Genomic DNA, 12214 nt, shown 5'->3' on the forward strand with positions numbered 1-12214 from the left:
GGTTCACCCGTCGGCGGCCTCGTCGGCGAGGCGCGTCGCCTCCGCGCGGGCGGCCTTCAGGGTGCGCAGCAGCTCCCGCTGGCGCTGCCGGTCGCTGTCGCTGGTGAGCTGGTGCCGGTCGAGGAACGCGAGCTCCGTCACGCTCGCCTGGTAGACGGCGACGGCGCGGGCAGCGCGTTTTCCGGACTGCCGTTTCGCCTGGCGGCGCCACGCGCGGCGGCCGGGAAGGCTGGCCAGCAGGTCGACCTCCGACGGCGCGATCCACCGCGCCGCGGCCATGTGCGGCAACGCGGCGGCGATGATCCGCTGCTCCCGCTTCCGCTGCAGGATGACCAGGTAGACCACGCCGAAGAACAGCGGCAGCATGATCAGGAAGTAGACGGTGAGGAACTTCGACCCGCCGAGCAGCGCGGCACTGTTCCACAACGCGTGCAGGCAGACCGCGGCCAGGTACCCGGCGACCGGCGCGACGACCTTGAGCGCCTTGGTCGTCGTCCGCGCGGCGATGCCGATCCCGATGCCGGTGAGCACGGCGAACAGCGGGTGCGTGAACGGGGCGAGCACACCGCGGAGGAAGAACGCGGTGATGACGCCCTGGCTGTGCCCGTCACCGAAGCCGTAGTCGGCGAACGCCCGGCCGAAGTAGTAGATGTTCTCGGTGAAGGCGAACCCGGCGGCGCTGAACCCGGCGTAGACGACCCCGTCGACGACGCCGTCGAACTCGCTGGACCGCCGCCAGAGGATGAGCAGCACGAAGAGCGCCTTGGCGGCCTCCTCGACCACGGGGGCCGAGACGAGCGCGGCGACGGTGTTCCCGCTGCCCTGGCCGAGCAGCTCGTCCCCGACGGCCTCGGCGGTGGTGTTGATGAGCAGCGCGGTGATGGTGGCGATGCAGGCGCCCCAGGCGAAGGCGAGCAGGAGGAACTTGGCGGGTTCGGGCTCCCACCGGTCGACCCAGAGGAACCCGGCGACGACGCCGGCCACGGGCACGAGCGCGGCGAGCACCCCGATGGTGACGGCGAGAGGCCCGACCCGCGCGGTGGCGAGCCCGAACAGGAACAGGCCGCACAGGGCGACCACGATCAGCCCGAGCACCGGCAGCAGCACGGTGACCCGGCGAGGCCGCCGTCCACGATCAAGTCCCGTCGCGGGCGAGAGGGTTCCGCTCACAGCGGGTCACCCTACGCAAGGGCCCGGGAGGACCGGAATGCCGCCTCAGCTCTCGCGGCCCGCCCAGGCCGCGCGTCAGGCACGCGCAAACCGCCCCAAGGCGGTCTTGGGTGCGCGCCGCCGATCCGGAAGAAGACGTCGTGCAGCGCCCAATGCACCGAAGGCCGCATTTGGTGCGCCCAACGCACCGAAGGCCACCTTGGGTGTGTCCAACGCAACCAAGACCACATTTGGTGCGGCCAACGCACCGGAGGCGACCTTGGGTGCGCTCAACGCAACCAGGGCCGCCTCGGGGTGCTGATGTACCAGGGGTGGGCGCTCAGTCCTCCGCGCGCCGCCGGCGGCGGGGCGTGGCGCCCGTGCCGCCGTTGGCGGCCAGCAGTTCGCTCACCGAGCGGCCCGCTGCGTGGGAACCGCTGCCGGGAGTCGGCTCGGGGGCCGCACGGTGGCCGTTGCGGGCTCCGTTGTGGCCGTTGCCGTTCTGCTGCTGCTCGACATCCGCCGGGTCGACCGGGGCCATCCCGCGGCGGGACATCGAGGCCCGCTCCGCGACCATGCCTTCCCAGGCCGGGGGCTCGCCGTCCGGGCGACGGCGGCGGCCTCCGCCCGGTGGCTCCGGTGCCGGCGGCACGGCCGGCATCTGCTGAGAGTCCTCCGGCTTGCGGCGGCGGCCGCCGGAGCGGCCCTGGAAGTTGCGGACCGACTCCGGCAACGTCGGGTTCACCATCGGCGCCTCGGCCTTGGCGGCCTCCGCCGGCGCGCGGTGCGAACCGCCGTGCGAACCACCGTGGCGGGACGGCGGCTCCTCCAGGATCGGCGACATGTCGGCCCGCGAGAACTGCTCCAGCCGCGACGGGCGGCGGCTGTCGGCCGCCGGGACCGGCGTGGTCGGCGGCACCACCGGGGGCAGGTCCGTACGCGACGGCTGCCGCGGCGACGGGCCGTTGCTCGGCACCGGTGTCGTCGGCGGGACCACCGGCGGGATGTCGGTGCGGGACGCCGCGGCGTCCCGCGGCATCGGCGCCTTCGGCTCGGGCGGCTTCGGCCGGTTCGGCCGCTGGCGCTCGGCGAAGTCGTCGCGGTTCTGGAAGGCCGCGCTGAGGTCCTTGACCGGCCGGATGTCCGAACGCGACATTTCGGACGGCTTCGGCGGCGGCACACTGGCCGCCGGACGGCCCGGCACCGGCCGCGGCGGCTCAGGCGCCTTGCGGGGATCGGGCCGCACGCCGTTCGGCTGCCCGCCGTTCGGCTGCCCGCCGTTCGGCTGCCCGCCGACGCGCGGAAGGTCCGTCCGCGACCTCTCGACGCGCGGAATGTCCGTCCGCGACGCTTCGGACCGCGGGACGTTCGGCCGCGGCATCTCCACCCGGGGAATGTCCGGACGCGACATCTCCACACGCGGAATGTCCGGACGCGACATCTCCACACGCGGAATGTCCGGCCTGGACATCTCGACGCGGGGAATATCGGGCCGCGACATCTCGACCCGAGGGATGTCCGACCGCGACGCTTCCGCGCGCGGAACGTTCGGCCGCGGCGCCTCGGGCCGCGGCATGTTCGGCCGCGGCGCCTCGACGCGCGGGATGTCCGGACGCGACATCTCGACGCGCGGGATATCGGGCCGCGACATCTCCACCCGCGGGATATCGGGCCGTGACATCTCGACAGGGCGGATGTCCGAGCGCGACATCTCGGCCCGGCGTGCGGGCGGCGGCTCGGGGCGGCGGATTTCCGTCTTGGGCTCCTGCGGTCGGCGGATCTCGGTCTTCGGCTCCTGTGGGCGCCGGATCTCGGTCTGGGGGTCGGGCCGCGGCACGTCCCGGCGCGTCGGCTCGGCGGCGGCCTCCGGACGGCGCTCGGGCTGCTTCGCGACTTCGTCCTGCTTCGGCAGCCGCATCGGCTGCGACTCGGCCTGGCGGCGCGCCGCCTCGGCCCGCAGTTCGGCGGCCTTCAGCTCGCGCTGCGCGGCGTTCAGCGCCGGGTCGACCGGCGGCACCGGCGGGCGGCGCTCGCTCAGCGGCTTCGGCCGGGCCATCTGCTGGGTGCTCTGCACGGAGACGTTCGCCGGCGTCTTCGGGACCGGCTTGCCGCCGAAGCCCTTGCCCTTGCCGAGGCCCTTGCCGTTCACCGGCTTGCCGTTCGAGGCCTTGCGGCGGCGCTCGTCGAGGACGCGGTCGATCAGCTCGGTCGGCCGCTCGCCGCCCTCGACCACCGGCTTCTTCCCGGCCATCAGCTGGGCGGGCTTCTTCTTCGGCGCGCTGTCGGGAATCATGCGGTTCTCGTCGGACACCTTGCGCATCCGGGTCGCCTGCGCGGTCAGCGCGACGCGCTCGAGCAGCACCTCGCCGCCGAACAGCGACTGGAGGCTGTCGCGCAGCGCGGACACTTCGGCGCGCAGCGCCTCCAGCTCCTCGCGGCCCTTGGAGTCGGCCGCGGTGCGGTTCTCCGCCTCCATCTCCAGCTCGTACTCGCGCCGGGCCGCGATCTCGCGTTCCAGCTCCAGTTCGTACACAGCCTGCGCCTCGGCGACCGCGTCCTCGCTCTGTGCCGCGCTCTTGCGGTACTTCACGGCGAGAAAAGCGCCGATCAGGGCGGCCCAGAGGGCCGCGACGATCCCGAGCCGGAGATAACGGAGATCGTCGCTGAGCACCAGTGCGAGGGTGGCTCCGATGGCGAGGACAAAGCCGACAACAAGCCACGGCCTGCCCAGTAGGCGGCCGCGCGAGTCGTCACCCACGCCGGTCATGACTGACACCGTACCTGCTCGTAATCCGAACGAGACCTACTCGGTCCAGCGAGCGGTGGGATTCCAGCGCTAACCGGTCGTCCCGCGGGTGCGCTCACGATCGTGGTCGCGAGGGGTCCGGCAGCAGTGTTCTAGCCACAAAGCCGCTGCTACCAGGGCCGCGGAAGACACCGCGCCGACCACCGCGGCGCGCGTGTCGAGCACCGCGGCGACGAGTTCGTCACGTCGGGGAAAAAGGTAGGCGAGGGCCGCGAGCCAGGCGCCCGCCATGAACGCTCCGGCGAGTGACGAAGCCTTGGCGAGGGCCACCGATCGGGCGACCCCGATCGCGCCGACGACCCGGCCGTTCTTGATGCGCGACCGGACCGAGAAGGCGAGGACGACCTCGATGACGGCGAGCACGGCGAAGGTGACACCGGCGAGCAGCGGCAGCTGCGGCAGCGAGCCGTAGGCCGTCTGGAAGAGCAGGTAGCCGAGCCCGAGGCCGAGCAGCCCGGCGACCACGAGGTCGCGAGGCCGGGTGAAGTGCATGCCTCAACCGTACCGTGGAAGAGTTGACTCTCCACCGACTGGAGAGTTCATCATGCGTCTTGTGGGCACCACCGCGACCTTCACCATCGGCGAGCTGTCCCGGCGGACCGGCCTGCCGGTCAAGACCATCCGCTTCTACTCGGACGAAGGCCTCCTGCCGCCGACCGACCGGACGGACGCCGGCTACCGGCTCTACGACGCGGCGGCGATGGCCCGCCTGGAGCTGGTCCGCACGCTGCGGGAGCTGGGTCTCGGCCTCGCCGACGTCTCCGCCGCCCTGACCCAGTCGACGACCGTCGGCGAGCTGGCGGTCCGGCACGTCGAGGCCCTCGACGAGCAGATCCGGCGGCTGCGGCTGCGCCGGGCGGTGCTGCGCGCGGTGGCCAAGCGCAATTCCGAACTGGAGGAAGTGAACCTGATGAACCGTCTCGCGTCGATGTCCGACGAGGAGCGCAAGCGGCTGGTCGACGAGTTCTGGGACGAAATGGTCGCCGGTCTCGACGTCGACCAGGAGTTCTACCGCCGGATGCGCGCCGGAAAGCCGGAGCTGCCCGACGACCCGACACCCGAGCAGCTCGAGGCCTGGATCGAGTTCGCCGAGCTGGTCCAGGACCCCGCGTTCCGGGCCTTGATCCGCAAGATGAGCGAAACCCAGGCCCAGCAGATCCAGGACGGCGAGTTCCAGCAGCCGGCGGAGGCCTGGCGAACCCACTGGAACGAGTGGATGGCCCGCGCCCAGGAGGCTGTCGATGCCGGAGAAACCCCGACGTCCGAACGGGGGCAAGCGCTTGCGGCCGACATCGCGGCGGCCTCCGCACGACCCGACCAGGACGCGGGCTCGGCCGAGTTCCGCAGCGAGCTGGCGGACCGCTTCGCCGCCAGCGGCGACCCGCGCGCCGAGCGCTACTGGCAGTTGCTCGCCATCATCAACGGCTGGCCGCCGGTCGCGACCACGCAGCCCGCGGTCGGTTTCATGATCGCGGCTCTGCGCGGCTGACCGCACCGGAACGGCACTTCGGCGACGGCCCGGCGGTGATCGGTAACGGTCACTTCCGGTTCACCGATAAGCCATCTTCGCCCACCGGCCGCTCGGGGGACCCCCGGTTTCAACGTTACTCGCGAGGACCGACAATTCCGGGTCCGCGCACCCGGGTTGTCCACAGGGTCCGCGTGTTGTCCACAGGCCATGCCCTGGGGTCAGCGCAGTTCGAGGTCCGTCCGGCGGACAGTCGCCACCTCGTCCGCCGGACGGGCCTCCAGCAGTTCCGCGATCGGGCCGTGGCCCGGCAGGATCGCGTCGGGCTCGATCTCGACCCAGGGCACCAGCACGCTCGCGCGGTCCGGCGTTCCCGGGTGCGGCAGCAGCAGCTCCGGGTCCGCCGACGTCACGCCGTCCACAGTGACCACGTCGACGTCCAGCGTCCGCGGGCCCCAGTGCAGCTCGCGCACCCGGCCCGCCGCCTGCTCGGCGGCCTGACCCGTGCGCAGCCACGCCCAATGGTCGCGCGCCGGGTCGTCGACCACGCACACCGCGTTGAGGAAGTCCGGCTGGTCCTCGACGCCCCACGCCTGGGTCTCGTACACGCTCGACACCGAGACCAGCGCCGGCCGAACGGCGTCGAGCGCCGACTGGAGGAACCCCAGGCGGTCGCCGAGGTTCGAGCCCAGCGACAGCACCGCGCGGCTCACCGGCCGCGCCGGACCGTGACAGCGACGTCGTCGAACGTCAGCGGGATCGGGGCCGACGGTTTGTGGACCGTCACTTCGACCGCGCTCAGGCGCTCGTCGCGCAACACCTCGTCGGCGATCCTGCCCGCGACACTCTCGATGAGGTCGTAGGGCTCGCCCGCGACGATCCCGGCCGCCAGCTCGGCCAGCTCGCCGTAGTGCAGGGTCTTGGTCAGGTCGTCCGACGCGGCGGCCGGCCCGAGGTCCAGCCACACCGTGACGTCGACGACGAACTCCTGGCCGTCCCGCTTCTCGTGCTCGAACACGCCGTGGCGCCCGAACACGCGCAGCCCGGTCAGCGTGATCCGGTCAGCCATCCGTCCTCCATGCGGCGGCCACCGCGACCGCGTCCAGCGAAGCCCCGACCTCGTGCACGCGCACGCCCCACGCACCGGCGGCCGCGGCGAGCGCGGAAATCGCCGCGGTGGCGTCCTCCCGGCCGTCCGGCGAGCGCGGCGTGCCGTCCTTTTCGGACAGAAGACGGCCGAGGAACCTCTTGCGCGAAGCGCCGACGAGCACCGGGAAACCGAGCGAGCGCAACGAGTCCAGCCCGCGCAGCAACGCCCAGTCGTGCTCGGCGTTCTTCGCGAACCCGAGCCCGGGGTCCAGCACGATGGCGCTCTCCGCCACACCGGCCGCGAGCGCCGCGTCCACTCTGGACCGCAGTTCGGCCCGCACGTCCGCCACGACGTCCCGGTATTCGGCGAGCGCCTGCATGTCCTTGCTGTGCCCGCGCCAGTGCATCAGCACCCACGGCACCGCGGCCTCGGCCGCGACGCGCGCCATGTCCGGATCGGCCAGCCCGCCGGAGACGTCGTTGATGACGTGCGCGCCGGCTTCGAGCGCCGCGGCGGCGACGGCGGCCCGCGTGGTGTCGACCGACAGCGCGACCCCTTCGGCGGCGAGCGTCTTGATCACCGGCAGGACGCGCTGCAGTTCGGTGGCGGAGTCCACTCGGGACGCTCCCGGCCGCGTCGACTCGCCGCCGACGTCGATCAGGTCGGCGCCCCGCGCCCACATCTCGCGGGCGTGCTCCAGCGCCTGGTCGAGCCCGAGGTAGCGGCCACCATCCGAAAAGGAATCGGGCGTCACGTTCAGCACGCCCATCACGACGCACCGGCCGGGCGCGGGAAGCCCCACGCTCACCGGCGCGCCCTGATGAGGTCGAGCGCCTCCGCCCGCGACGAGGGCGAGTTCTTCAACTGTCCCCGCACGGCCGAGGTGGTCGTGCGGGCGCCGGGCTTGCGGATGCCGCGCATCGCCATGCACAGGTGCTCGGCCTCGATCACCACGATGACACCGCGGGGTTCGAGCTTGCGGACGATGGCGTCGGCGACCTGCGAGGTCAGGCGCTCCTGAACCTGGGGGCGCTTGGCGTAGAGGTCGACGAGCCGGGCGAGCTTGGACAGCCCGGTGACCTTCCCGGCGGCGTTCGGGATGTACCCGACGTGCGCGACGCCGTGGAAGGGCACCAGGTGGTGTTCACACTGGCTGAACATCGGGATGTCCGTGACCAGCACCAGCTCTTCGTGGGACTCGTCGAACGTGCGGTCCAGCACCGAGTCCGGCTCGGTGTAGAGCCCCGCGAACATCTCTTGGTACGCCCGGGCGACCCGGGCGGGAGTGTCTTTGAGACCGTCCCGCTCCGGGTCTTCACCGCACGCCAAGAGGAGCTCGCGGATCGCCTTCTCCGCCCGGTCGTGGTCGAAGACCGGGCGGTCGGCGTCACTGTGGCTTGTCTGGTCCATCCACGTCACGACGCTCCCCCTCGCTCTGCTGGTTGCCGGCTTGGTCGGCGAACCAGCCGTGCTCACGAGGGCGTTCTTCACCGCCGGGCCGCCACGACTGGCCCGGCTGACCGCCCGGCGAGGTCGCGGGCGTCCAGCCCGGAGGGGCACCGTAGTTCGGTGGGCCGCTCTGGCCGGCCGGACCGCCCGGCTGCTGGCCGCCGTAGCTCTGCGGCCAGTGGGCCGTGCCGTTGGGGCCACCGTTCGGGCCGCCGTAGGGACGGCCGCCGTTCGGGTAGGCACCCGGCTGCGGCGGGGCGTACGGGTTCGCGTTCGGGTCCACCGGGGACGGGTACGGCGGGCCACCGGGCAGGTCGCCCGCGCCCTGGGCGGTGCCGACCGGGGTCGGCTCCGGCTTCAGGACCGGCTTCTCCTTCTCCGGCGGCGGCCACGGCTCGCCGCGCTCCATCGCCAGCTCGCCCGGGGTCTTGATCGGCGGCTTGTCCGAAGGCGTCCGCTCACCGAACTCGTTGAACACGGTGATGTGCGGGCGCTTCTCGACCGTCGCGAAGATCCGCTCCAGGTCCTTGCGGGTCAGCGTCTCCTTCTCGAGGAGCTCGATGACCAGCTCGTCGAGCACGTCGCGGTAGGTGTTGAGCACGTGCCACGCCTCGGTGTGCGCCGTCTCGATGAGCTTGCGCACCTCCTCGTCGATCTCGTGCGCCACCTCGAGCGAGTAGTCCGCCTGACGGCCGGCCGAGCGGCCGAGGAACGGGTCGCCCTGCTCCTGGCCGTACTTGACCGCGCCGAGCCGGGCGCTCATGCCGTACTCGGTGACCATCGCGCGGGCGATCTTCGTCGCCTGCTCGATGTCGGAGGACGCGCCGGTGGTGGGCTCGTGGAAGACGAGCTCCTCCGCCGTGCGGCCACCCATCGCGAAGACCAGCCGCCCGATCATCTCGGAGCGGGTCATCAGGTCCTTGTCGTCCTCGGGGACGAGCAGCGCGTGCCCGCCCGTGCGGCCGCGCGGCAGGATCGTCAGCTTGTAGACCGGTTCGATGTCCGGCATCGCCCACGCGGCGAGCGCGTGCCCGCCCTCGTGGTAGGCCGTGATCTTCTTCTCCTTCTCGGAGATGATCCGGCTCTTGCGCGCCGGGCCGCCGACGACGCGGTCGACCGACTCCTCCAGCGCCACATCGGTGATCACGTGCCCGTTCTGGCGGGCGGTGAGCAGCGCGGCCTCGTTGAGGACGTTCGCCAGGTCGGCGCCGGACATGCCGACGGTCCGCTTGGCCAGGCTGGTCAGGTCGGTGCCCTGGGCGATCGGCTTGCCCTTGGCGTGCACCTCGAGGATCGCCTTGCGGCCGCGCAGGTCGGGCGCGGACACCGGGATCTGCCGGTCGAACCGGCCGGGGCGCAGCAGCGCCGGGTCGAGGATGTCGGGCCGGTTCGTCGCCGCGATCAGGATGATCCCACCGCGGGCGTCGAAGCCGTCCATCTCGACGAGCAGCTGGTTCAGCGTCTGCTCACGCTCGTCGTGCCCGCCACCGAGGCCGGCACCGCGCTGGCGGCCGACCGCGTCGATCTCGTCGACGAAGATGATGCACGGCGCGTTCTGCTTGGCCTGTTCGAACAGGTCACGCACTCGCGACGCACCGACACCGACGAACATCTCGACGAAGTCCGAGCCGGAGATCGTGTAGAACGGCACGCCCGCTTCGCCGGCGACGGCTCGCGCGAGCAGCGTCTTGCCGGTACCCGGCGGCCCGTAGAGCAGCACGCCCTTCGGGATCTTCGCGCCGAGCGCCTGATATCGCGCCGGGTTCTGCAGGAAGTCCTTGATCTCGTACAGCTCTTCGACGGCCTCGTCGGCGCCCGCGACGTCCCCGAAGGTCGTCTTGGGCATGTCCTTGTTCAGCTGCTTGGCCTTGGACTTGCCGAAGTTGAGGACGCGGTTGCCGCCGCCCTGGGCGTTGTTCATCATCCACATCAGCAGGCCCAGGACGAGGGCGAGCGGGATGGCGAAGATGAGGATCTGCGTCAGCACGCCCTGCTGGGTCACCTTGGTGGTGAACTTGATCGGCTGGGCGCCGGCCTCCGTCTTGATCAACGAATCGTAGATCGGGCGGGTGGCGTCCGCCGGGTACTGCGAAATGATCTGGGTGACCTGCTGGCCGTCGACGTCGATGGGCTTGACCAGCAGGAGCTTGAGCTGCTGTTCCTTGTCCTCGAGGCTGGCTTCCTTGACGTTGTTCGAGGTGATCTGGGAGTTCGCCACCGAGATGGGTGCCTGGGTGTACCCACGATCACTGTCGAAGATCGTGTTGTACGCGAACAACGCCAGCAACCCCGCGACGATCCACAGCAGTGGGTTCCTGAGCACGCTCTTCCGGTTCATACGACTCGGCCCTGGTGGCCTCGACCCTCCCTGGTTGGGCGGCTCCTGTGATACCCGCCATCACGATCTTGACAACCCGTGGTGCCTGAACACCTGCTCATCAGGGTACCGTCCGCTGCCGCGTTCATCCCCTGTGAGCCTCTCGCAGGTCAACGGGCGATACCGCGCCCGGGTTCCCGGCCGGTGTCCGCGGTGGTCACGCTATCGCGTGCCGTCCGACACACTGCCCACCATCTCGCCCAGCCGGGTGCGCAGCGTGGCCGGGTCCGCCGGGGCCACGGTGACCCACTCGCGCCCGTCCGTACCTGCGCGGGAGAGGCTCAGGTAGCGCCCGGTCGCGGTGTCGAACCAGGCCAGCACGCGGGACCGTTGCTTGGCCCCGACCTGCGAACGGCTGTTCGCTGCCAGCTGACCGCCGCGCTGCCGGGGCTGCCCGGCGATGCGGCCGTAGGCCTCACGCGGATCGGCCGTGAGGCGCTCGCTCAGCGGAGTCCGCCGCGCCTTGCCCCGGCGCCTGTCTTCTTCCTCACCCGACGACGGCACCGGCACCCGGATCGGCGCGGTGCGCAGGGCGTCGTCCAGCGGAAGTGTGACCGACGCCTCGCTGCCGCGCGGCCCGGCCGGCAGCACCCCGACGACCGCGGAGACGAGACCGTCCGGCGGGACGTCCCGCAGCCAGATGCCGTCGGCGTCCTGGATCGCGAGCACGCCCTTCGTCTCGTCGGCGGCCGCGAGGACACCGATCGTCGGGGCTTCGAACTGCGGGATGTGCAGCGCGTCGATGGTCAGCGGGGCGAAGGCCAGCAGGTGCAGGGCGTCCTCGATCGGCGGCGCGAGTGTGCCGCGCGGTTCGCGGATGCCGCGCGCCTTGAATTCGACGTCGACGCGGTGACGCAGCGACACGCGCTCGTTCTCGGTGGCGCCGTGCGACCGGACGATCAGCGGGTACGGCAGCTCCCCGACCCGCGCCGACTCCCAGAGGAAGTCGAACGCCAGTGGCGAGAAGAACTCTTGCATCATCACTCTCCCGGATCGGACTCTTGCCCAGCGTAGCCCGCAGCACCGACAAAACCGGACGGGTCCGGCGGCGAGCAGGGCACGTCCGGAGAACCCGGGTTCAGACCGCGCTGGTGGTCGCGGCTCCGGCGAGCATCTCGCCGAGGCGGTGGCGCAACGTGGCGGCGTCGGCCGGGGCGATGGTGATCCAGTCCCGGCCGTCGCGGCCGCGGGTGGCCTGGGTGAAGTAGCGGCCGGTCTCGGTGTCGAACCAGCTCAGGACCGGTGTGCGGGTGCGCGCGCCCATCCGGGTGCGGGCGTTGGCGCCGATCTGGCCGCCGCGCAGCCGCGGCTGGGCGTGCAGCCGGGCCAGCGCCTTGCGGTCCTCGTCGGCCGACGAGCGCTCGTCGCCGTTGCCGCGGCGCTGCAGGAAGTCGACGCCCGGCGCGCCGACCAGCTGCTCCAGCGGCACCGTGACCGACCTTTCGGTCCCGCGCGGGCCACCGGGCAGCAGCGAGACGATCGCGCTCGCGAGCCCGTCGGCCGGGCACGGCTGCAGGTGCAGGCCGCGGGTGTCCTGCACGGCCAGCAGGCCCTGGCCGCCCAGCACGCCGGCGACCGCGAGCAGCGCCTGGGCGTCCGGGGCGATCAGCTGGACGGCGTCCAGGCTCAGCTCGGGGGCGGCCAGCACGCCGAAGTAGTCCTCGATGTGCGGCTCGGGCCGGCCGCGGCCGTCGGCGAGACCGCGCGCGGTGAGCCCCTCCAACGTGCGGCGGCGCAGCAGCGCCCGCTCGTCGACGGTCGCGCCGTGCGACGGGATCTTGAACGGGTACGGCAGCTCGCCCAGCCCGGCCGACTCCCACAGGAAGTCGACCTCGACCGGGGTGAGCAGCTCAGCGTTCGGCATCGAGCCACCCC

At 72.0% G+C, this 12214-nt stretch carries 11 protein-coding genes; 1 reads left to right on the forward strand and 10 read right to left on the reverse strand.

From position 1 onward, the window contains the following. Positions 1–3 precede the first annotated feature (3 nt). From ISP_RS45110 to ISP_RS45120, 3 genes are all read right to left on the reverse strand, one after another. Positions 4–1107: a PrsW family intramembrane metalloprotease gene (locus ISP_RS45110; protein ID WP_013230460.1), complete on the reverse strand. Its 1104-nt coding sequence runs from the start codon at positions 1105–1107 to the stop codon at positions 4–6. 382 nt (positions 1108–1489) lie between these two features. After that, on the reverse strand, positions 1490–3916 hold the full coding sequence (locus tag ISP_RS45115) for a DUF6779 domain-containing protein (RefSeq protein ID WP_013230461.1): 2427 nt from the start codon (positions 3914–3916) through the stop codon (positions 1490–1492). Positions 3917–3985: 69 nt separating this feature from the next. Next, positions 3986–4447 carry a DUF3180 domain-containing protein gene (locus ISP_RS45120; protein ID WP_013230462.1) on the reverse strand — a complete coding sequence of 154 codons (462 nt, stop codon included), beginning with the start codon at positions 4445–4447 and terminating at the stop codon, positions 3986–3988. Positions 4448–4508: 61 nt separating this feature from the next. Between ISP_RS45120 and ISP_RS45125 the strand changes: the two genes are divergently transcribed. After that, positions 4509–5444, forward strand: coding sequence for a helix-turn-helix domain-containing protein (locus ISP_RS45125; protein WP_013230463.1), 936 nt, complete (start codon positions 4509–4511; stop codon positions 5442–5444). 200 nt (positions 5445–5644) lie between these two features. Here the strand turns inward: ISP_RS45125 and folK are convergent, their stop codons facing one another. The 7 genes from folK to ISP_RS45160 all read right to left on the reverse strand — a co-directional run bounded on the left by folK (position 5645) and on the right by ISP_RS45160 (position 12203). After that, the gene (folK, locus tag ISP_RS45130; protein ID WP_013230464.1) at positions 5645–6136 is read right to left on the reverse strand and encodes a 2-amino-4-hydroxy-6-hydroxymethyldihydropteridine diphosphokinase; all 492 of its coding nucleotides are present in this window, start codon (positions 6134–6136) and stop codon (positions 5645–5647) included. Next, positions 6133–6492: a dihydroneopterin aldolase gene (gene folB / locus ISP_RS45135; protein ID WP_013230465.1), complete on the reverse strand. Its 360-nt coding sequence runs from the start codon at positions 6490–6492 to the stop codon at positions 6133–6135. The genes folK and folB overlap by 4 nt, the downstream gene beginning before the upstream one ends. Next, positions 6485–7282, reverse strand: coding sequence for a dihydropteroate synthase (gene folP, locus ISP_RS45140; RefSeq protein ID WP_014467816.1), 798 nt, complete (start codon positions 7280–7282; stop codon positions 6485–6487). Before folP ends, folB begins: the two co-directional genes overlap by 8 nt. A gap of 35 nt (positions 7283–7317) precedes the next feature. After that, entirely contained in the window at positions 7318–7923 is a 606-nt protein-coding gene (folE, locus tag ISP_RS45145) for a GTP cyclohydrolase I FolE (RefSeq protein ID WP_014467817.1), read from the reverse strand. Beyond that, positions 7901–10300, reverse strand: coding sequence for an ATP-dependent zinc metalloprotease FtsH (gene ftsH, locus ISP_RS45150; RefSeq protein ID WP_013230468.1), 2400 nt, complete (start codon positions 10298–10300; stop codon positions 7901–7903). Before ftsH ends, folE begins: the two co-directional genes overlap by 23 nt. Before the next feature lie 201 nt (positions 10301–10501). Next, positions 10502–11320 (reverse strand): ESX secretion-associated protein EspG, encoded by an 819-nt coding sequence (locus tag ISP_RS45155; RefSeq protein ID WP_014467818.1) that lies wholly within the window; start codon positions 11318–11320, stop codon positions 10502–10504. Between the two features lie 97 nt (positions 11321–11417). Beyond that, on the reverse strand, positions 11418–12203 hold the full coding sequence (locus ISP_RS45160) for an ESX secretion-associated protein EspG (RefSeq protein WP_013230470.1): 786 nt from the start codon (positions 12201–12203) through the stop codon (positions 11418–11420). Positions 12204–12214: the final 11 nt, after the last annotated feature.

This window comes from Amycolatopsis mediterranei (assembly GCF_026017845.1).
GTDB classification, from domain to species: domain Bacteria; phylum Actinomycetota; class Actinomycetes; order Mycobacteriales; family Pseudonocardiaceae; genus Amycolatopsis; species Amycolatopsis mediterranei.